15 protein-coding genes and 2 pseudogenes are annotated in these 20,640 nt (G+C 57.4%); 9 read left to right on the top strand and 8 right to left on the bottom strand.

Annotated elements, in window-relative coordinates:
- Positions 1-488: 488 nt before the first annotated feature.
- A complete protein-coding gene (locus R1A29_RS15675) occupies positions 489-5,375 on the top strand; it encodes an NAD-glutamate dehydrogenase (RefSeq protein ID WP_438298831.1) in 4,887 nt (1,628 codons plus the stop codon).
- A 259-nt stretch (positions 5,376-5,634) separates the two neighbouring features.
- Here R1A29_RS15675 and R1A29_RS15670 read toward each other — a convergent pair whose 3' ends face one another.
- The 4 genes and pseudogenes from R1A29_RS15670 to R1A29_RS15655 all read right to left on the bottom strand — a co-directional run bounded on the left by R1A29_RS15670 (position 5,635) and on the right by R1A29_RS15655 (position 9,026).
- Positions 5,635-6,348 (bottom strand): ATPase, encoded by a 714-nt coding sequence (locus R1A29_RS15670; RefSeq protein WP_438298830.1) that lies wholly within the window; start codon positions 6,346-6,348, stop codon positions 5,635-5,637.
- 241 nt (positions 6,349-6,589) lie between these two features.
- Entirely contained in the window at positions 6,590-6,991 is a 402-nt protein-coding gene (locus tag R1A29_RS15665; protein WP_265814203.1) for a cupin domain-containing protein, read from the bottom strand.
- A gap of 185 nt (positions 6,992-7,176) precedes the next feature.
- On the bottom strand, positions 7,177-7,470 hold the full coding sequence (locus tag R1A29_RS15660) for a putative quinol monooxygenase (protein ID WP_085711307.1): 294 nt from the start codon (positions 7,468-7,470) through the stop codon (positions 7,177-7,179).
- Positions 7,471-7,590: 120 nt separating this feature from the next.
- Positions 7,591-9,026: pseudogene (locus tag R1A29_RS15655) on the bottom strand (PLP-dependent aminotransferase family protein).
- Positions 9,027-9,232: 206 nt separating this feature from the next.
- Here R1A29_RS15655 and R1A29_RS15650 point away from each other — a divergent pair.
- Complete coding sequence (locus R1A29_RS15650; protein WP_248741893.1) at positions 9,233-9,676, top strand: carboxymuconolactone decarboxylase family protein; 444 nt, start codon at positions 9,233-9,235, stop codon at positions 9,674-9,676.
- Between the two features lie 46 nt (positions 9,677-9,722).
- Here R1A29_RS15650 and R1A29_RS15645 read toward each other — a convergent pair whose 3' ends face one another.
- Positions 9,723-10,037, bottom strand: a complete 315-nt coding sequence (locus R1A29_RS15645; protein ID WP_025109823.1) for a hypothetical protein — start codon at positions 10,035-10,037, stop codon at positions 9,723-9,725.
- A gap of 195 nt (positions 10,038-10,232) precedes the next feature.
- Here R1A29_RS15645 and R1A29_RS15640 point away from each other — a divergent pair, with 195 nt between their 5' ends.
- Genes R1A29_RS15640 through R1A29_RS15630 form a run of 3 tightly spaced genes read left to right on the top strand, consistent with a single transcriptional unit; the run spans position 10,233 to position 12,439 of the window.
- Positions 10,233-10,907 (top strand): STN domain-containing protein, encoded by a 675-nt coding sequence (locus R1A29_RS15640; RefSeq protein WP_438298829.1) that lies wholly within the window; start codon positions 10,233-10,235, stop codon positions 10,905-10,907.
- Positions 10,904-11,455, top strand: coding sequence for an RNA polymerase sigma factor (locus tag R1A29_RS15635; RefSeq protein ID WP_011334580.1), 552 nt, complete (start codon positions 10,904-10,906; stop codon positions 11,453-11,455). The genes R1A29_RS15640 and R1A29_RS15635 overlap by 4 nt, the downstream gene beginning before the upstream one ends.
- A gap of 45 nt (positions 11,456-11,500) precedes the next feature.
- Complete coding sequence (locus R1A29_RS15630; RefSeq protein WP_438302053.1) at positions 11,501-12,439, top strand: FecR family protein; 939 nt, start codon at positions 11,501-11,503, stop codon at positions 12,437-12,439.
- Between the two features lie 144 nt (positions 12,440-12,583).
- Here R1A29_RS15630 and R1A29_RS15625 read toward each other — a convergent pair whose 3' ends face one another.
- Positions 12,584-13,192: a prepilin-type N-terminal cleavage/methylation domain-containing protein gene (locus tag R1A29_RS15625; protein ID WP_438298828.1), complete on the bottom strand. Its 609-nt coding sequence runs from the start codon at positions 13,190-13,192 to the stop codon at positions 12,584-12,586.
- A complete protein-coding gene (gene gspH / locus R1A29_RS15620) occupies positions 13,189-13,641 on the bottom strand; it encodes a type II secretion system minor pseudopilin GspH (protein ID WP_011334577.1) in 453 nt (150 codons plus the stop codon). Before gspH ends, R1A29_RS15625 begins: the two co-directional genes overlap by 4 nt.
- 133 nt (positions 13,642-13,774) lie before the next feature.
- Between gspH and R1A29_RS15615 the strand changes: the two are divergent.
- The 4 genes and pseudogenes from R1A29_RS15615 (at position 13,775) to R1A29_RS15600 (ending at position 19,199) form a co-directional block, all read left to right on the top strand.
- Positions 13,775-14,205: pseudogene (locus tag R1A29_RS15615) on the top strand (type II secretion system protein N).
- Between the two features lie 285 nt (positions 14,206-14,490).
- Entirely contained in the window at positions 14,491-17,103 is a 2,613-nt protein-coding gene (locus tag R1A29_RS15610) for an AAA family ATPase (RefSeq protein ID WP_438298827.1), read from the top strand.
- 106 nt (positions 17,104-17,209) lie between these two features.
- Positions 17,210-17,689, top strand: coding sequence for a hypothetical protein (locus tag R1A29_RS15605; protein ID WP_438298826.1), 480 nt, complete (start codon positions 17,210-17,212; stop codon positions 17,687-17,689).
- A gap of 163 nt (positions 17,690-17,852) precedes the next feature.
- Positions 17,853-19,199: a phospholipase D-like domain-containing protein gene (locus R1A29_RS15600; protein WP_438298825.1), complete on the top strand. Its 1,347-nt coding sequence runs from the start codon at positions 17,853-17,855 to the stop codon at positions 19,197-19,199.
- Positions 19,200-19,534: 335 nt separating this feature from the next.
- On the opposite strand, the gene R1A29_RS15595 is transcribed toward R1A29_RS15600, so the two are convergent.
- Entirely contained in the window at positions 19,535-20,560 is a 1,026-nt protein-coding gene (locus R1A29_RS15595) for a hypothetical protein (protein WP_438298824.1), read from the bottom strand.
- Positions 20,561-20,640: the final 80 nt, after the last annotated feature.

The raw sequence follows: 20,640 nt of genomic DNA, 5'->3' as shown, positions 1-20,640 counted from the left end.
GTCGCAATTGGGCGCGATTCTGCCAGCCCCCGGGAATTTCTGCATGTGAGAGTGTCAGAGGATGTGTCGTGAACGCGACACAGGTCAATGGTCATTTCTGGCACGCCTGTACCGTAAAACCGGGGATTCAGACCGGCGTTGCGCCCCATGAATGCTAGTGTTTACCGATGCGCCTGCCCGGGTTTACGTGCCAATGACCGAATATGTCGCAGCACCGCAAGCAGACACATTGTCGCACCCATTAAGCTGCGCAACGGATGAGCACCCGTAAAGGCATTGTCGCAGGCTCCAAAAATGATGCCGGACAGTCGTTTTTGCAGATGCCCATTCATGGAAGGTGAATGTGACCTGAGTGTCTCGTCCAGCTTCACCCACCTGTCACCCTGTTTCCTCTGCCCGAGATTCAGGAACAGGGCGACGGAACGCCCCGAAAGGGGTTTTGTACGCGACGCTTTCCATCAATAACAAGCCCAAGCGGAGTACCACAGATGGCGTTCTTCACCGCAGCCAGCAAAGCCGACTTCCAGCACCAACTGCAAGCGGCACTGGCGCAGCACATCAGTGAACAGGCACTGCCACAAGTGGCGCTGTTCGCTGAACAATTCTTCGGCATCATTTCCCTGGACGAGCTGACCCAACGTCGCCTCTCCGACCTCGCTGGCTGTACTCTTTCTGCGTGGCGCCTGCTTGAGCGCTTCGATCACGCGCAACCGCAAGTGCGCGTCTACAACCCCGATTACGAACGTCACGGCTGGCAGTCGACCCACACCGCGGTCGAAGTGCTGCACCACGACCTGCCATTCCTGGTGGACTCGGTGCGCACCGAGCTGAACCGCCGCGGCTACAGCATCCACACCCTGCAGACCACCGTGCTCAGCGTGCGTCGTGGCAGCAAGGGCGAACTGCTGGAAATCCTGCCGAAGGGCACCACCGGCGAAGGCATCCTGCACGAGTCGCTGATGTACCTGGAAATCGACCGCTGCGCCAACGCGGCCGAACTGAATGTGCTGAGCAAGGAACTGGAACAGGTTCTGGGTGAAGTCCGCGTCGCGGTCGCCGATTTCGAGCCGATGAAGGCCAAGGTGCAGGAAATCCTCACCAAGCTCGATAACAGCGCATTCGCCGTCGATGCCGGCGAGAAGAGCGAAATCAAGAGCTTCCTGGAATGGCTGGTGGGCAACCACTTCACCTTCCTCGGCTACGAAGAGTTCACCGTGGTCGATCAGGCCGACGGCGGCCACATCGAATACGACCAGAATTCGTTCCTCGGCCTGACCAAGATGCTGCGCACCGGTCTGACCAACGAAGACCGCCACATCGAAGACTACGCCGTGAACTACCTGCGCGAGCCGACGCTGCTGTCGTTCGCCAAGGCTGCACACCCAAGCCGCGTACACCGTCCGGCCTACCCGGACTACGTGTCGATCCGTGAAATCGACGCCGACGGCAAAGTCATCAAGGAACACCGCTTCATGGGCCTGTACACCTCGTCGGTGTATGGCGAAAGCGTACGTGTCATCCCGTTCATCCGCCGCAAGGTCGAGGAAATCGAGCGTCGCTCCGGCTTCCAGGCCAAGGCTCACCTGGGCAAGGAACTGGCCCAGGTTCTGGAAGTGCTGCCGCGTGACGACCTGTTCCAGACCCCGGTCGACGAACTGTTCAGCACCGTGATGTCGATCGTGCAGATCCAGGAACGCAACAAGATCCGCGTGTTCCTGCGCAAAGACCCGTACGGTCGTTTCTGCTACTGCCTGGCCTACGTGCCGCGCGACATCTACTCCACCGAAGTCCGCCAGAAGATCCAGCAAGTGCTGATGGAGCGCCTGAAGGCGACCGACTGCGAGTTCTGGACCTTCTTCTCCGAGTCCGTGCTGGCTCGCGTGCAACTGATCCTGCGCGTCGACCCGAAAAACCGCATCGACATCGACCCGCTGCAACTGGAAAACGAAGTCATCCAGGCCTGCCGCAGCTGGCAGGACGACTACGCCGCCCTGACCGTTGAAACCTTCGGCGAAGCCAACGGCACCAACGTGCTGGCCGATTTCCCGAAAGGCTTCCCGGCCGGTTACCGCGAGCGCTTCGCTGCGCACTCGGCCGTGGTCGACATGCAGCACCTGCTCAACCTCAGCGAGAAAAAGCCGCTGGCCATGAGCTTCTACCAGCCGCTGGCTTCCGGCCCGCGCGAGCTGCACTGCAAGCTGTATCACGCCGATACTCCGCTGGCGCTGTCCGACGTGCTGCCGATCCTGGAAAACCTCGGCCTGCGCGTGCTGGGCGAGTTCCCGTATCGCCTGCGTCACAACAACGGTCGCGAGTTCTGGATCCACGACTTCGCGTTCACTGCCGCCGAAGGCATGGACCTGGACATCCAGCAACTCAATGACACCCTGCAGGACGCGTTCGTCCACATCGTGCGCGGCGACGCCGAAAACGATGCGTTCAACCGTCTGGTGCTGACCGCCGGCCTGCCATGGCGCGACGTCGCGCTGCTGCGTGCCTACGCTCGCTACCTGAAGCAGATCCGTCTGGGCTTCGACCTGGGCTACATCGCCAGCACCCTGAACAACCACACCGACATCGCTCGCGAACTGACCCGGTTGTTCAAGACCCGCTTCTACCTGGCGCGCAAGCTGGGCAGCGATGATCTGGACGACAAGCAACTGCGTCTGGAACAAGCGATCCTGACCGCGCTGGACGACGTTCAAGTCCTCAACGAAGACCGCATCCTGCGTCGTTACCTGGACCTGATCAAAGCGACCCTGCGCACCAACTTCTACCAGACCGACGCCAACGGCCAGAACAAGTCGTACTTCAGCTTCAAGTTCAACCCGCACTTGATCCCTGAGCTGCCGAAGCCGGTTCCGAAGTTCGAAATCTTCGTTTACTCGCCTCGCGTCGAAGGCGTGCACCTGCGCTTCGGCAACGTTGCGCGTGGTGGTCTGCGCTGGTCCGACCGTGAAGAAGACTTCCGTACCGAAGTCCTCGGCCTGGTGAAAGCCCAGCAAGTGAAGAACTCGGTCATCGTGCCGGTGGGTGCGAAGGGCGGCTTCCTGCCGCGTCGCCTGCCATTGGGCGGCAGCCGTGACGAGATCGCGGCCGAGGGCATCGCCTGCTACCGCATCTTCATCTCGGGCCTGTTGGACATCACCGACAACCTGAAGGACGGCAAACTGGTTCCGCCGGTCAACGTCGTGCGTCATGACGACGATGACCCGTACCTGGTGGTCGCGGCGGACAAGGGCACTGCAACCTTCTCCGACATCGCCAACGGCATCGCCATCGATTACGGCTTCTGGCTGGGTGACGCGTTCGCGTCCGGTGGTTCGGCCGGTTACGACCACAAGAAGATGGGCATCACTGCCAAGGGCGCGTGGGTCGGCGTACAGCGCCACTTCCGCGAGCGCGGCATCAATGTCCAGGAAGACAGCGTGACCGTGGTCGGCATCGGCGACATGGCCGGCGACGTATTCGGTAACGGTCTGTTGATGTCCGACAAGCTGCAACTGGTTGCCGCGTTCAACCATATGCACATCTTCATCGACCCGAATCCGAACCCGGCCACCAGCTTCGTCGAGCGTCAGCGCATGTTCGACCTGCCGCGTTCGGCATGGTCCGACTACGACACCAGCATCATGTCCGAAGGCGGCGGTATCTTCTCGCGCAGCGCGAAGAGCATTGCCATCTCGCCACAGATGAAAGAGCGCTTCGACATCCAGGCCGACAAGCTGACCCCGACCGAACTGCTGAACGCCTTGCTCAAGGCGCCGGTAGATCTGCTGTGGAACGGCGGTATCGGTACTTACGTCAAAGCCAGCAGCGAAAGCCACGCCGATGTCGGCGACAAGGCCAACGATGCACTGCGCGTGAACGGCAACGAACTGCGCTGCAAGGTAGTGGGCGAGGGCGGTAACCTCGGCATGACCCAACTGGGTCGTGTGGAATTCGGTCTCAATGGCGGCGGTTCCAACACCGACTTCATCGACAACGCCGGTGGCGTGGACTGCTCCGACCACGAAGTGAACATCAAGATCCTGCTGAACGAAGTGGTTCAGGCCGGCGACATGACCGGCAAGCAACGCGATCAGTTGCTGGCGAGCATGACCGACGAAGTCGGTGGTCTGGTGTTGGGCAACAACTACAAGCAGACCCAGGCCCTGTCCCTGGCTGCCCGCCGTGCCTACGAGCGTGCCGCCGAGTACAAACGCCTGATGAGCGACCTGGAAGGCCGTGGCAAGCTGGACCGCGCCATCGAGTACCTGCCGACCGAGGAGCAGCTCACCGAGCGCGCCGCGACGGGCAAGGGCCTGACGCGTCCGGAGCTGTCGGTGCTGATCTCGTACAGCAAGATCGACCTCAAGCAGCAGCTGCTGGACTCGCTGGTGCCGGACGACGACTACCTGACCCGCGACATGGAAACGGCGTTCCCGCCGAGCCTGGTCAGCAAGTTCGCCGATGCCATGCGCCGTCACCGCCTGAAGCGCGAGATCGTCAGCACCCAGATCGCCAACGATCTGGTCAACCACATGGGCATCACCTTCGTTCAGCGACTCAAAGAGTCCACCGGCATGACTCCGGCGAACGTGGCAGGCGCGTACGTGATCGTGCGTGACATCTTCCACCTCCCGCACTGGTTCCGTCAGATCGAAGCCCTGGACTATCAGGTCTCCGCTGACGTGCAACTGGAGCTGATGGACGAGCTGATGCGTCTGGGCCGTCGCGCTACGCGCTGGTTCCTGCGTGCCCGTCGCAACGAGCAGAACGCTGCCCGTGACGTCGCGCATTTCGGTCCGCACCTGAAGGAGCTGGGCCTGAAGCTGGACGAACTGCTGAGCGGCGAAATCCGTGAAAACTGGCAAGAGCGTTATCAGGCTTACGTGGCGGCCGGTGTTCCGGAACTGCTGGCGCGTATGGTGGCGGGAACGACCCACCTCTACACGCTGCTGCCGATCATCGAAGCGGCCGACGTGACTGGCCAGGATCCAGCCGAAGTGGCCAAGGCGTACTTCGCCGTGGGCAGCGCGCTGGACATCACCTGGTACATCTCGCAGATCAGCGCCTTGCCGGTTGAAAACAACTGGCAGGCCCTGGCCCGTGAAGCGTTCCGCGACGACGTCGACTGGCAGCAACGCGCGATCACCATCGCCGTTCTGCAAGCAGGCGGCGGCAACCTGGATGTGGAAGAGCGTCTGGGGCTGTGGATGGCGCAACACGACGCGATGATCCAGCGCTGGCGCGCCATGCTGGTGGAAATCCGTGCCGCCAGCGGCACCGACTACGCCATGTATGCGGTGGCCAACCGGGAGCTGAACGACGTGGCGCTGAGCGGTCAGGCGGTCGTGCCTGCTGCGGCGACTGCGGAGCTTGAGCTTGCTTGAGTAGCTGCTGAATGAAAAAGCCCCTGCATTGTGAGATGCGGGGGCTTTTTTTTGCCTGCTAACTTATTTGTGTCCGTTAAATCCTACCCCCTCACCCCAGCCCTCTCCCCCAGGGGGGCGAGGGGAAAGGGAGCCGATCTTCATGCTTTTCAAGCCCGAGTTCGACTCGGTATTTCATGTAGGCGTAACTCTAACAAACACCTCGGTCAGTCCCCTCTCTCCCTGGGAGAGGGTTAGGGTGAGGGCAGCGGTCTGATTGTCACTGCAACTTATGTGTTTGTTTAGTATCGAGCATCGACACTTTATCTGCCGGTCTGGTCAGTAAATTACTGAGCGACTGGTCAAACTTTTGCAACGCCCGAACCTGAACTTCCTGCTGCTGATTAATATCCGCAACAATCTCCTCGGAACGCTTGAAGTCCGCCCAGACCGGCGTCAACTCTTTCGCCTCGGACCCTTTGGCCGTCCCGATATAGTTGAACTTGCCGTCATAGAAGTCCGCACTCACATCGGCCTTGATGTCCGAACTGCGCGAAGTAATCAACTGGCTGTGAGTATCGACGATCGCCACCACATCCGGATTCGCCGCACGCAGGCTCTGCATGTCCGGGTATACCGTGACCGAGCCGAACTGGCGTTGCAGCGAGGCGTTCACCCAATCCACGGCCATGTCCGGTTTCGAGGTGGCGACGTAGGCATCATGGATCGGCTGCACCAATAAACTCTGGCCGAAACCGGTGCCGGCGTTGGCCTGATAGTCGCGCAGGTATTCACGATTGGTCTGGGTACTCGGACTATAGACGATGCCCAGCGAGACACCGGGGCCGCTTTTCACCTGGGCGGCGCTGCTGCGCCCGACGGGTTGGGTGAACAGAGTGTCGAGGGAGGAAACCGCTTTGGGGGCGGTAGGAACTGAACAGGCGGACAACGCTAAAACCGATATCGCCAACGTACTGGCAAAGGCAAGTTTCATGGTGAGTCTCCCGTGAAGCAACTTCAGTCGGAAAGTAAGGAGTGTCGGGGTTCATTAAATAGAATCGGCGACAGTTGCCTCAGACTACTCCCGCCAAACTGAAAACAACCTGACAATTTGCTGAATGACTGTCATGCAATAGTTTTATTGGCAGTAAGCGTTTTTGACTAATTGCCACGGGAAATAAAAAAGGCGCAAATCAACAATTTGCACCTTTTATTTATGGCTGGTTAAACAACCATCAGTTTTTCAAAGGGATCAGCACTTGCTCGTCCGGCGACAGCACCATGAACACCAGCAACTTGGCAGGTTTGGTTTGGCTGGCGTTTTTCGACACCAGATGTTCGGAGCCGGCCGGTTCGTACCAGAACTGGCCTTTCTTGTAGGTGATCGCTTGTTCACCCTTGACCTGGGAAGTCACTTCGCCTTCGAGCACATAGGCCATGGCCGTGCCGTCGTGTTTGTGGGCGATGGAGGACTGGCCGGGTTTGTAGTCGACTTCGATCATCATGGCTTTCTTGCCGGGGACGTTTTTCAGCATCTGATCCTGCAGGACCGAGATTTTCTCGGAGGCGTCGTGGGCCATGGCAGCGGCAGAAACAGACAGGGCGAGAGCGGCGGCGAAAATGGGCAGGAGTTTCATGGCGGGTCACCTGTGAAGTGGGGGAGTCGGCCTTCACAGTAGTCCGCGAAGTGATGCATTCAAACGGCCAATATTCGGGAAGTTCGGGTGACCAATCCGGATTCCCCACAAGCCAGAAAAACCACAGCCTTCGACAGCCTCACAGGTTCCCCCGAGGCTGCCGAAGGCTGTAATTTTTTTGAGTTTCAAACGATAGGGAACGAGTTGAAGTCGACGCTGTTAGCCAGCCGACTATCGATCAAATCAATAAACCCCTGCGCCTCAGGCCGGTTGAAATGCGCCTGCATCGCCGCCTCCGACTGCCAACGGGCACTGACCGTCCAGCGGTGGCTGTCGTCAGGGCAGCGGTCGACCAGATAGGAATCACAGCCCGGCGTTTCGCGAAGGGTTTCGACGATCTTCTGCAACTGCCTGCCCAGCTCCTCGGAGCGGCCGGCCGCAGCCTGCACCTGTACGGTGTTGATCACTTCGTTGGACATTGCTCACACTCCTGAATCAGGCCGGACGAATCCTGCTCATTGAGGGATAACGCCTGTGCAGAATAGGCCTGCACCCCCGGATCACCAATAACCAATCGGCGGGTAATCCGTTAGACCAATCTACCCGGCGACCTGTTGCAGAATGTCGCGCAGGCGGTCCAGCGCGATATCGATATCCAGCGTCTCGATGGCGCCAAAACCGAAGTACATTCCGCTTCTGGCCGGCTGCTGGTAATAGAAGCCGTCGATGGCGTAGAGCCCGACTTCGACCTTTTTCGCCAGTTCGATCACCAGCGGCAAGTCGATCGGCACCCGGCAGAACACCGCCATATGAAAGCCCGCGCTGGCCGGTACGGCCTCCAGCCATGGCGACAGGTCAGTGGCCATGCGCGCAAGGATCCGCTCGCGGCGCTGGGCGTAAACGGTGTGGCAGCGGCGAATGTGCTTGAGCAGGCAGCCCTCGGCGATGAACTTGGCCAGCGCCCATTGCGGCAGGGTGGAGGCGTGCAGGTCGGTGAGCTGCTTGGCGCGGATCACCGCTTCGAGAATCGCCGGCGGCAGGATTGCGTAACCGAGGCGCAGCTCTGGCAGCAGGGTTTTCGAGAAAGTGCCGACGTAAGCGACGATGCCGCGCTGATCGAGATTGTGCAGCGAATCCGTTGGCCGGCCCTCGTAGCGAAATTCGCTGTCATAGTCGTCCTCGATGATGATCGCGCCCAGCTCGTAGGCCCGCGCCAGCAACGCCTCGCGCCGCGCATGGCTCATCGGCATCCCCAGCGGGAACTGGTGCGACGGCGTCACGTAGATCAACCGCGTGCCGTCTGGAATCTGCTCGACCTGAATCCCTTCCGCATCCACCGGCACCCCGACCACGGTGGCGCCGTGAGTCCCGAACAGCAGCCGCGCCGGCGGATAACCCGGATCTTCCATCGCCACCAGACTGCCGGGGCGCAGCAGCACCCGGGCGATCAGGTCCAGCGCCTGTTGCGCGCCGTTGCACACCACGATGTCTTCGTCCTGACAGTTCACGCCACGGGAGAACGCAATGTGCCGGGCAATCGCATTGCGCAGCGCCGGCAAGCCTTCCGCCACGCTGTAAAAGCCTTTGGAACCCGCCATTTGCCGCATGGCGTGGGAGACGCAGCGGCGCCAGTCATCGTGGGGGAATTGCCCTTGCTGGTGGCGCCGCCGATGAAGTCGTAACGCAGCGAGCCTTCCAGCGTCGGGTGCCGCAGGAACACCGGCAGATTGCACCAGCTCTCTATCACCTCGGCACTGGCCAGCTCGGAATGGCTTTGCTTGCGCTGCACCGGCGTCGAGCGGGCGTTGACGTAGGTGCCTTTGCCAATGACGCCGGTGAGGAAGTTTTCGTAAGTCAGCTGCGCGTAGGTGTCGGAAATGGTCTTGCGCGAAATCCCCAGTTGCTCGGCGAGCAAGCGGCTGGGCGGTAGTTGTGTGCCGGCGGCCAGACGCCCGGACTCGATGGCGCCGCGCAGTTGTTGATACAACTGACCGGCCAGATCCTTGCGGCCGTTGATCACGACATGAAGTTCCATACCGACGGGGCTCCTGGGGGCGAATGAGGCGGATTGTGCGCCCGCCAGATTACTCCCGAATGCACGCGGGGCAGAAGTTGCGCGGAGTAAAAACCGGAAATTGGTCAAGGATCAGTGGTCTGCCGGTTTTCCGTGCAATTGGGGCTGTAACCGTGGCGCACCAGCGCTTACCGTGAAATCACTCTTCTGCTGCCCGAGACCCGCCCATGTCCCCGCGTCTGGATTACTACAGCGCTTCACCCAAAGCCATGAAAGCAATGATTGCCCTGGAAGCGCTGACCAGCAGCCTGAGCATCGAGGCGCCGCTGCTGCACCTGATCAAAATCCGCGCCTCGCAACTCAACGGCTGCGCGTTCTGCACCGACATGCATTCGGTGGAAGCTCGGCGGGCAGGGGAGACGGATCGACGGCTGTACGCCATCGCGGTCTGGCGCGACAGCGGCTTCTTCAACCTGCGCGAGCGGGCGGCGCTGGCCTGGACCGACGCAGTGACGCTGCTGGCGGAAAGTCATGTGCCGGACGACGTCTATGAGCAGGCGCGGACACAGTTCAATGAAGGCGAACTGGTGGACCTGACCATGGCCGTCAGCACCATCAGCAGCTGGAATCGCCTCGCGGTGAGTTTCCGGCAAGTTCCCAGCGATCACTAGTTGATGATCGTTCCCGCGCGGGAGCGTGGGTAGGAACAGGTAAAAACTAGTTCGGCGGCCGCTGCGGTTTCACCGACGTGCCAAACGTATTGCCCATCCGCGTGCTGGTAGCCGCCGGCGTCGCCAGCCCCACCTGATTTGGCGGCCGCTTGTTGACCGGCACATTCATCGCTTCCTGATTCTTCTGCGCAGCCGCCGCGCCGTCGGGGTTGTTGCCCATCTGCTGGCTCAGGCAGTCGTAATTCGGCGCCTTGTAACCGCCCACGGTCACCTCGACGCAACCCACTGCCTGCTCGGCATGCACGCCGCCCGACAGGGTCAACAACAGCCCGCTCAGCGCCAATGTCCACAGTGATTTCATGTGTGCCTCCTGGCCGGCCCGAAGGGGCCGCTCTAGCTCAAGAGTCTAGTGCAACGACGGCGTCGATCCCGTGATGGTTTTTTTGCAGTGGCCGTCACACCAGATTCATAAACAGCCCTCAGGATGACGGTTTTCAGGGGTGCATCAGCCGTGCAGCGAGGCCGTGCCAGGGACGAATTTGCGCGCTCAGCGCTCATGCGCCAGCTCTGTCTGGGGCTGCTGCTTGGCTTGTTTCTGAGCCGCGCCAGCGCCGACCCGGTGCCGGCGACGATGCGCATGACGCTGCACATCCCGGCCCAGGAACTGGCCCGCGCCCTCGATCAGTTCAGCCGCGCCACCGGCATGGCGGTGCTGGTCGACAGTCAGTTGAGTCGCGGTCGACGTTCGTTGGCGGTGGATGGCGAATTCACCGCTGCGGAAGCGTTGCGCCGGATGCTCGGCGGCAGCGGGTTGATGGCCAAGTACAGCCGCGACGACGCGTTCACCTTGCAGGTGGCGCAAGTCGAGGACGTGCCATTGCCGGCGGAGAAACCGACCCCCGCCAGCGTCGCGGTCAACCGCAGTTACGCCACGGCGGTGCAGGCGGCCATCGAGCGCAACCTGTGCCGCTCGCCGCTGACCCGGCCTGGCAGTTTTCGCGCGGTGTTGCAGCTGTGGATCGGCCGCGACGGCGTGGTGCAGCACAACCGGTTGGTCACCTCGACCGGCGATGTTCGGCGCGATGCAGCGCTGGTAGACAGTTTTCACACGCTCAAGATCGACCGGCCCACACCCGGCGCATTGCGCCAGCCAGTCACGTTGCTGTTGTTACCCGAATCGTCAGGAAAGCGCATGGAATGCACACAATGGGAAGGAGTTTCCGGGGGATGAAAGACGCCGGACAAAGTTCGATGGTCCAGCTGTTCCTGACGTCCTACGAGGACTTTCGGGTACGCCTGCGACGCCGTCTCGGCTCGGAGGACCTGGCCAACGACGTGCTGCACGAAACCTACCTGCGGGTCGACCGCATGGAAGCGCCGCCGAACCTGCTGCGGCCCAACGCCTACCTCTATCGCATGGCCCTGAACATCGCCGCCGACCGCCGCCAGGCCGATGCGCGGCTGCTCACCGGCAGCGAAGTCGAAGAACTGCTGCAAGTCAGCGACGAAGCGCTGGACCCGATGCGCGTGGTCGGCGGCCAAAAGGAAATCCAGTCCCTGCTCAGCGCCCTCTACGAACTGCCGGCCCGGCGCCGCCGGATCTTCATCGCCGCACGGCTGGAAGAAGCGCCGCACCTGGAAATCTCCCAGCGTTTCGGCATCTCCACGCGCATGGTCGAGAAGGAAATCAAGGCCGCCCTCGGACACTGCGCGGCCAAACTGGAAAGAAAAGTGTTTCAGCGGTTCGGTCGCGGGGCCGGAAAACCGTCTAGTGAATGAAGCTCCGATTGAGTGTCCCGATCAACCCGTCGAGTACCTGTGCGTTTGAACATCTTCCGTCTGACACCTGCCGAGCCCACGCCTGCCGAGCGTCTGCAAAGCGAAGCCCGCGACTGGCTGATCCTGCTGACCTCCGGCCGCGCCACGGTCGCCGACGCCCGAGCGCTACGCCAGTGGTGCGCCCAGAGCCCCGAACACGCCCGCGCCTTTGAAGAGTGCAAGGCGTTGTGGCACCTGCTGCAACCGGCGGCGGAAGCGATGCAGGCGCCACGCCGGTTTGGACGACGGGCCTTTCTCGGCGGCGCGATTGCTGCGTCGGCCGCTTTCTTGCTGGTGCGCGGCACGATACCGGGCGGCTTCTCAGGGCTTGGCGCGGATTACATCACTGAAGTCGGCCAGCAACGTCGGGTCGAACCGGCCGACGGCCTGAGCCTGGAACTGAACACCCAGACCCGCATCAACCAGCGTTCGGTGGATGAGGGCGTGCAGGGCTTTGAACTGGTCAGCGGCGAAGTCGAAGTACAGACCGCACGGCTGCCGATGGCGATGCAGGCCGGTGGCGGATGGCTGCGGGCGAGCAGGGCGCGGTTCAACCTGCGCAACCTCGATCAACAGGTGTGCGTGACGTGCCTGGATGGCGCAGTAGAAGTGGAAGTTGAGGGTCGCAGCCTGCGACTGGAACCGGGCCAGCAACTGACCTATGACGCGCAACAGGTTGGCACTGTGCAAAGCGTCGACACGGCGGCGGTGATGAACTGGCGTCAGCAGGTACTGGTGTTCAACGGCACGAGCCTCAGCCAGATGATCGACGAGATCAACCGCTATCGTCCGGGCATGTTGTTGCTGCTCAATCGCGAACTCGGCCAACGCCGCGTACAAGCGCGTTTCTCTCTTGATCAACTGGCCGGGGTAGGTGCACTGATCCGTGATGCCTACGGCGTCAAATGCACCGAACTCCCGGGCGGCGTCGTAGTCCTCAGCTAACCCAACACAGTATTCAAAACCACCCCAACCCCCCTGTGGGAGCGGGCTTGCTCGCGAAGGCGTCGTGTCAGTCAATACATTCGCAGCTGATCCACCGCTTTCGCGAGCAAGCCCGCTCCCACAAGGGTTTTGAGTTGACAGGGCTTACTCCAACGGCCCCATCACCTGCCGATATTTCTCCGGCCCTTGCGGTGCTTGCCGAGTCAACCGCACCTCCAACCCCAACGGATCCTCCCGCCGATTCCCGCTCAACTGCCGCCACCCCTTGTCCATCTCCCAAACCCGCACCTGCAAATCACTCACCTCACCCAAAACCGCCACCCCAGCCGTAGGCGCCGGTAACGGATACCGACTCCGCGCCGGCGCCACCGCGCGATACAACGTGTCCCCCTTGAGCCACCAGCGCACCCGCTGCAAAGCCCCCGGCTGATCCGCCGCGCTACGAATGATGTCCAGCCGAAACCCCTTGCTGTCACTGCTGCGCACCGTAAGCGCAGGCGGGGCCGTCGCCGGCTCATCCTCCGTACCAACCTTCTTCGGCTCCGTCAGCTCGATCCCGGCGCGCATCTCCACATCCCGCTGCATCTGATTCAACGCCCGCAACAGGCTGTCGCTCTGTTCACCACTGGCCTGCAAATGGCTGTCGGCGCGGGTGACACTGTCCAGCCCCTTCCAGGCAATCAGACTGACCACCGCCATCAACAGAATCGCGACCATCACCTCGATCAGCGTAAAACCCTGTTGTCTGTTCATTGCACGCTAATCCGGCCCGAAGCATCGCGCAGCACGCTCAACCGATTGAGCCCGTCAGACAGCGTCAACTGCAGCGGCGGATTGATCCACTCCGCGTTCAGCACCACTTTCTGCTTCGGCTCCACTCGCACCTCCAGCTTCGGACTCTGCCAGGGACGCGGCCGCAACTGCGGGTCCCGATCGAAATGATCAAAGCCCTTGCCACTGTCACTGCGCCGACTGAACCGAAACCCCTTGCCATCGCTCAACCACGCAATCGGCCGCCCATCGGCGCGGGCCTCGGCCTGGGCAATCTGCAGCAACTGCGCCACGCGCTCGGCATCCTTGCGCAGCAACTGCAACGGATCGGGCTTGATACTCAGACTGATCGCCGCACTGGCGATACCGATGATCACCAGCACCACCATCAACTCGATCAGCGTAAAACCCTGCTGCCTGCACCGGTTCATCGAATGCGCACTCCCTTGCGTCCAGCCCCGTCCCAAAAAACCATCCTGCACGGCCAACATGTAAGGCGTGTGAAATAAAACCGTGAGAATTGCCGCGTAGTCTGGTCACCGGGACTAAAAGGAGATTCAGCCCATGAGATTCACCGCACGCTTTTCACCCCCCAAATCACCCAGGCCGCCGCACTGCTGGCCGCCCTGGTCGGCATAGCCACCTGGTCATCCCTGCTCCTGACCACCGCCGAATCCCACACCCCGGCCGCCACCCCGCAACTGCTCGCTGCGCGCAGCGATAACCCGGCGTTGCAGTGGTTCTCCAACCGCACTGCGCCGGTGGAAATCAAGGTCAGCGGCGTGATGGCGGGGAGTCGGGGGGCGGTGGCGATACTCAGCCTCAACGACGGACCGCCGAGGAGTTTTTTGCAGGGGGAGCGGGTGAGTCCTGGGGTGAAGTTGGTGGCGGTGGAGGGGGATGGGGTGGTGATTGAGCAAGGTGGGGAGAGGGTGAGGTTGGGGGTGGAGAGGTTGGGGGAGGGGGTGGAGATGCCTAGGTTGTTGAGGCCGTGATTAATGAGCTTTAAGGAAGAAATTTTGACGTTTCAGTTGGAGAGTGCCTTCTACATTGTCGGTTCAATCAGCACGGCACATGAAGAGAACGGCAGTGTGAAAAATGTTTGTGGTTGTTTTCAGAGCAAAGCGCCGCTTCGTTTCTACCTCCTCAAATGCGGGGGGCAGGTTCTAAATTTATTTTGCTGACTACTTCCTGATTTGCTTTTGTCTGCTAGACATACTGAAGGCAAGTTTCCGCTTTTTATTCATCGGTGTGGTTGTTCTACGCCAAGGAGTAGGTGGGTGACGATCATTCAGGAAATTCACGCGTGGTCTAATGGACTGCCTGCGTGGCAGCAAGATGCAATTGCTCGCCTTTACCAAGATCGAATTCTCAGTGCTGCCGATCTTGACGATCTTTATGCGTTGGCCAAGGCCGAATCTGGAATCCCGGATCCTGAGGGTCGAAATCCCAAGAAGCTTGAAGATGCATTGATAGCTCAGCCGAACGATCCAGCACGGTTAGTACAGGTGGCTGCGATCAAGCAGCTTGTAAACGTAAATGCCTTAGCCAACGGGGGAAGTGTTCCCATCTCCTTGACTGGTTTGACCGTAATTTACGGCGAAAACGGCGCGGGAAAATCGGGTTACTCGAGGGTGTTCAAACATGCATGCCGCGCCAGGGATCGGCGCGAGCCAATTCTCCCAAACGCCAACCTTGACCCAAAGACAGCTGGCGTCGCCCAGGCAATTTTTGAAACCGTAATAGACGGTGTGACAACCGATCTTTCCTGGCAATACGGAGCCGTTGCTCCCGAGCCGCTTTCGGACATTGCCATCTTCGATACTTATTGCGCTCGTGCTTACATTGATAACCATGGTGACTTTGCTTATGCGCCATACGGGCTGGATATCTTGGAAGGGATGGCTGGCGTATGTAACAAGCTGAAAGCGCGTGCCACGCAGGAGAAGGCAGCGAATGCTCCGACTGACGCATCGTATGCCGCCCTTACGAAGGATCAAACGCAGGTCGCCGCCGCATTACTCGGCATCCCGAGCACTACCCTTCCACAGCAAATAGAGACTCTTGCCGCGCTTACTCAAGTTGAGCTAGATCGATTATCGCTTTTGACTCAAACCCTCGCCGAAGCAGATCCGAAGCAAAAAGCACAAGCGTTACGCCAAAAGGTAACGCGTTTCTCCGGCTTAAAAGATCGCTTGGTGGTAGCGATTGCATTGGTTGACGAGAGAGCGGTAGGCCAGCTTAGACAACTTATTGAAATCTCGAAAACTGCAAAAGCTGCGGCAGAGCTGGCAGCGCAAGAGTTCAAACAAACCCCGGGTCAACTTACGGGCACTGGAGGTGAAGAATGGAAGGCGCTGTTTGACGCTGCCAGAGTTTTCGCACAAGTGAGTCATCCAGGTCATGAGTTTCCGGAGATACCTCAGGATTCTGCATGTCCCCTCTGCCAAAACCAGCTTGGTATAGAAGGTGTTGCGCACCTAATTCGCTTTGATACGTTCATTAAACAAGCTGCCGAAAAGGACGCGAAGGAGGCTCGTGATACTGCAGCCACGGCCTACAGGGCAGTCCAAAAGGCGACACTGGACGTAATGTTTCGTGATGGTCTTGTGGAAGAGTTAACCGAGCTTGATCCCGAGCTCGCTGCTGTCTGTTCGTCGATGCAAACATGCCTGAACAGTCGGCGGGCTTCGATTCTTCAAGCCGCTGCGGGTGAGCTCAAGTGGGAAGAGGTATTGGCACTATCGACTGACCCATGCCCCGGTTTAACCGCTGTAATTGAAGGCTTACTGAATCAGTCCAAAGCGCTGGACGCTACGGCGGACGAAAAGATTCGCTCTCAGATGATGGCGGAGAAGCGAGAGCTTGATGCACGGATACGTCTGGGCGAGATCAAGGACGCTGTTTTGGAAGCGATTGCCAAGCATGAGGCAGGTCGTAAGCTCCAATTGTGCATCGATGGTTTTGATACTCGAGCCATTTCTAGAAAATCCACCGAACTTTCACGGACCACCGCTAGTCAGGAGCTGGCGGACGCTCTCAACGACGAACTCAAACATCTTAAAGTGCATCAGCTTCAGATCGTGATGAAGCCTGAGTCTCCAGGTGGTAGGACGCAATTCAAGCTCGTTTTGCAATTACCAGGCGGAGGTACTCCTGCAGCCATTCTCAGTGAAGGGGAGCAGCGAGCTATCGCAATTGCATCCTTCCTTGCCGAGATTAAGCTCGGCAAAGGGCGTGGAGGAATAGTCTTGGATGATCCAGTGTCTTCGCTAGATCACCGACGTCGCTGGGAAGTTGCAGAGCGCTTAGCTTTAGAAGCGCTAAACCGACAGGTGATTATCTTCACTCACGACATCTACTTTCTTTGTATTTTGGAGCAAAAAGTCGAGGAGCTAGGGGCTCAATTGACCAAGAACTATATTCGTCGCACTGCGGAAGGATATGGTGTGCACTCGCATGAGCTGCCATTCGACGTCGTCGGTACCAAGGATCGGCTTGCAAGGCTTCGACAAGAGTTGGTGGAGGTTCGCAACGCGCAGAAGAGCGGCGATGAAGATGAACTTCGTCGCTTGACGTCTGCTTGCTACGGTCGTTTGCGCCTTGCTTGGGAGCGATGTGTTGAAGAGGTGCTCCTGAACGGGGCAGTCCAAAGATTCGGCGAGGGAGTGTCGACACAGCGCCTGAAATCGGTTGTCGTCACCGACGATGATTATCGGGAGGTAGAAAGCGGCATGTCCAAAAGCTCCAAGTTCGAGCATGACGCGGCAACTCCCGTAGGACGGCTTCCAATACCAGACCCTGACGAATTGGGTGCGGATATTGAAAGGTTAGCGGTATGGCGGAGTGCTCTAGATAAGCGGTCGAGAGAAATCGCCAAAATGAGAGGTTGAAAAAGAGGACTGAGTTGAAGGGGGCACATTGACTCGTATCGCTTGTCTGGGATGGGGCTCCTTAATTTGGGAGCCAAAAGGATTTCCAATTCAGGGGCAATGGTTCATGGATGGCCCTCTGATACCAGTCGAGTTCGCTCGGCAATCGCGCAATGGGCGAATTACGCTGGTGTTAATTGAATCTGAAAGTGTTGTTCACTCCCTGTGGGCTCTAATGCAATCAGAGGATCTCGCCTCCGCGATAGAGGCTTTGGCCTGCCGGGAAGGAATACTGAGGAAAAATGTTGAAAGGCATGTGTGTAGGTGGTCTGTGGGCCAGCCTTCGCCAAGACTGATTCCGCATCTATCCGAATGGGCCGATGCGCATGACATTGATCAAGTGATATGGACCGGTCTTCCCCCCAAGTTTAATGGTAAAGAAGTCACGCCTTCAGCCGAGCAGGTTGTTGAGTATCTAGAAAGGCTCACCGGTGAGCGGCGAGAGATAGCCGAACAATATGTTCGTCTTGCTCCGCGGCAGATCGATACGCAGTATCGACGCCTCATTGAATCGTCGTTTCACTGGTACGATGAGAGTAGTGATTAGAGAAGTAAAAGTGGACGGAAGTTTTTTGTATAAGGTGAAAATAGATCGGTTCCCAATTTGGTTGGCCGTAAATAGAGTGTGTATTATCTAAATAAATGCATTCATTGTCTTTGAATGCGCGCCTCTTTTAATTTGAGCAAGATTTTACCGTGGAAGAGAATTCGTGAATTTCTATGCAAATAAGTTAAACGGAAGCTTTCTCAGGAATGTGCTTCCTGGAGAGAGTGTTCAGGTTGATTGGGTACGTGCGGCCATCGCCTATGGCAGTGATGGAACTACTCTCGTCGAAAACTGCATTGAGCACGGACGTAGACTCGACATCTGGATGCGATATGACCATACGGTTCCGGTAGATCCTCGCCTTCTCAGAATTTTACTTCGAAGCAGTGGTAAAAATATTTTTTGCATGCTAATTCCCGATGTTCTTCACGCAAAGGTAATTTGGTGGAAGAATCATGGCGTATACATTGGTTCCGCAAACCTTACCGAAAGGGCTTGGGTATCTAATATTGAGTTTGGCGTATTTATTCCGGAACAGGATCTAGAATCCAACGGAGGCATAGCTGAGATAGAGGGGTTCTTTGAGTCACTAATATCCTGCGACGCAGCCCAGCAGTTGACGGAGGAAATAATCCAGGAGCAAGAGAGTATTCTTAGGTCTAGAGAGAAGGATCTGCAAAAACTTGAGCAAGTTTCAGAACGTATGAGGAGCATAAAGAAGTGGGATGGCCCTGCATTTACCAGCTCAGAAAAAGCGCTGGATGTTCGCCGGGAATCTTTCATTAAAGAATGGCGCAATGGCCTTTCTGTTTTGAGAGATATTGCTGACAAAGCGCCGGACTATCGACCGAGGTGGCTCAATCAAGATGTGCCCCCGGCTTGGCAAGCTGATCAGTTTTTGCACGCTTTCTACTATAACAAAGTGGTTGATGGTGTTCGTCATCCGTTTGATGAGCACTATCAGAAGAATCGAAAAAATCCAGCCGCAAGTATGCTCGCTGCATTGAGATGGTGGTCTGAACTGGAAGCACCTCCATCCAGTGAAGACGAGAATTGTCATGTCCGAGCCCCGGTCATACGTCGCTATCTAGCGAAGGACAAGGTGAGCGCTCTTTCTCTCGACGAGTTCTCTAAAGTTTTGCAAGCCAACCATTCAACCGTAGACCATGTGCGTCGTATGAGGCTTGAGGAGTTAAGTTTGAGGGGCGCGAAAAATATTACTGAGGCGCAGCGTGTTAATGCATTCGCCTCGCTGTTGTTTAACCAGCGCAATGAAAGGGGGGAAACAGTCTTAGATATCATAGCGTTTGTCCTGGATGGCGGTTCTCCGAATGAACTACCGGCAAGACTATTTGAGGTTGTGCATAGTTCAGCCAGAAGATTTCCGCATTTTGGAAATAATCAAATTGCAGAGCTTGCAGGGTGGGCTCGCCCTGAACTATGCCCACCACGTAATGGCAGAACCAGTAAAGGGTTGAGGGCACTAGGCTACGATGTTCGGGTCTATTAAACGGTTTCAATGCACTGAGATATGTTGATGCCGAACAATTCGTGCAGATGCTAGGGCCCTAACGGGCAACAGCTGGAGTTCAAACTAGTTCGGATTACGCGAAAGTGGCTGAGGTCCGAGCGATTGTTTCTTGCCGAAGCCTCGGAATGGCGTTGAAGCGTGCCGTAAAAAAGAGCGTTCATTTGGTCGAGGTCGTCAGTAATATCTGACAACCTCGTCCATTATATTTCCGTCTATTGAGATGTGGACAACAAGGGGCAACAAAGGGGACTAATTAATTTTCATAAATCAGTCTCCTTTGTTTGCTCCTTTGAATGCACTAGCAAGTGGGCATGTCAAAGAGCACATTTCTTTGGGGGTTCGAATTTTATTCCCGTTGATTGTTTACTTGCCAGAATGTAGTTCTCATCACCTAACGATGCTTGGCGATAGCTAGAATCAATTTTGCATTCTGTGCCGGGATACATGTCGAACTCAAATATAGATGCTCCAATAGTTGATTCTATTTGTTGATTGTATCGATTTAGCAAAAGAAGAAATGTTGTTGGTGCGAACCCTCCCATCGCCGAATAAAAAATTATTTGAAAAATTACCGTTGCAATAATGTAGCGACTTCCTTTGCCGTTAAGCTTAATCCCGAAAAACCACTTGGTGAGTCGTGGTGCTTTTGCCGCAAAGCTTGATCCGTAAATGAGAAGTGGAGCCATTACAACGGATATAGGGATGAAGATGGTTCCTGCGGCAATAAAAAGAAATGGAATCGCAAAAATTGCTAGAAAAGACAAAGTGTGCGGAAAAGTTGTAGGCGGTACATGAGTCATTCCGCCGATTATTTTTCCCGAGATGCTGAAGGCGAGATTAGAGCCAATAGCAAATGCGATGGCAATAAGCCCTTTGCCAACCGTGGTTTCATAGAGAATTGCGTAGATGCGATAAACGTCATGCGCCGCAACGGCTAGGCAATATATAAAAAATAATATAGCCATCGGTGTAAATAAATTTTTTGCGTCCAGCAGGTAAAGATAACCAAGTAAGGGGAGGCATAAGGTGACATTAAGGTAAAGTTGATGACGGCGCTCAAGGTTTTCGTACCAATTTACTATGACTCCCCACAACTCGGTGAATTCATATTTTCCTGGGTGAAGGATTTGCATCACCCTAACTACGACCCCAGCGGCTAGAAAAAGCACACTTGTTGTAAAGTATACAGTTCGCCAATTAGTCGGAATAATAAATAGTAAAAAGCAAATAGTGGCGCTAATTAATGCAATTCGCTTCATGAGGTCGCGAAAATTTGTTCCTCTACTAATCGGCTGCGAATCCCCAGAAGTAGTGTTGCTCGTCAGGTTTTGATTTTTCATTATTACTGTGGTCCTGAATAAAAGTATGTGCTTGCGATGATGTATGGCTACTGGGTTATCGGTGTGGCATGCAGGAAATC

This window comes from Pseudomonas sp. NMS19W, from assembly GCF_051554255.1.
Lineage (GTDB): Bacteria > Pseudomonadota > Gammaproteobacteria > Pseudomonadales > Pseudomonadaceae > Aquipseudomonas > Aquipseudomonas kribbensis.
Note: the sequence above shows the minus strand (reverse complement) of the source record. Positions and strands in the feature narration are given on the sequence as shown.

Bases quoted from the DNA above. Each gene is read 5' to 3' on its own strand.
- R1A29_RS15675 (WP_438298831.1), top strand. From the start codon at position 489: ATGGCGTTCTTCACCGCAGCCAGCAAAGCCGACTTCCAGCACCAACTG.
- R1A29_RS15670 (WP_438298830.1), bottom strand. From the start codon at position 6,348: ATGAAACTTGCCTTTGCCAGTACGTTGGCGATATCGGTTTTAGCGTTG.
- R1A29_RS15665 (WP_265814203.1), bottom strand. From the start codon at position 6,991: ATGAAACTCCTGCCCATTTTCGCCGCCGCTCTCGCCCTGTCTGTTTCT.
- R1A29_RS15660 (WP_085711307.1), bottom strand. From the start codon at position 7,470: ATGTCCAACGAAGTGATCAACACCGTACAGGTGCAGGCTGCGGCCGGC.
- R1A29_RS15650 (WP_248741893.1), top strand. From the start codon at position 9,233: ATGTCCCCGCGTCTGGATTACTACAGCGCTTCACCCAAAGCCATGAAA.
- R1A29_RS15645 (WP_025109823.1), bottom strand. From the start codon at position 10,037: ATGAAATCACTGTGGACATTGGCGCTGAGCGGGCTGTTGTTGACCCTG.
- R1A29_RS15640 (WP_438298829.1), top strand. From the start codon at position 10,233: ATGCGCCAGCTCTGTCTGGGGCTGCTGCTTGGCTTGTTTCTGAGCCGC.
- R1A29_RS15635 (WP_011334580.1), top strand. From the start codon at position 10,904: ATGAAAGACGCCGGACAAAGTTCGATGGTCCAGCTGTTCCTGACGTCC.
- R1A29_RS15625 (WP_438298828.1), bottom strand. From the start codon at position 13,192: ATGAACAGACAACAGGGTTTTACGCTGATCGAGGTGATGGTCGCGATT.
- gspH (WP_011334577.1), bottom strand. From the start codon at position 13,641: ATGAACCGGTGCAGGCAGCAGGGTTTTACGCTGATCGAGTTGATGGTG.
- R1A29_RS15605 (WP_438298826.1), top strand. From the start codon at position 17,210: ATGGATGGCCCTCTGATACCAGTCGAGTTCGCTCGGCAATCGCGCAAT.
- R1A29_RS15595 (WP_438298824.1), bottom strand. From the start codon at position 20,560: ATGAAAAATCAAAACCTGACGAGCAACACTACTTCTGGGGATTCGCAG.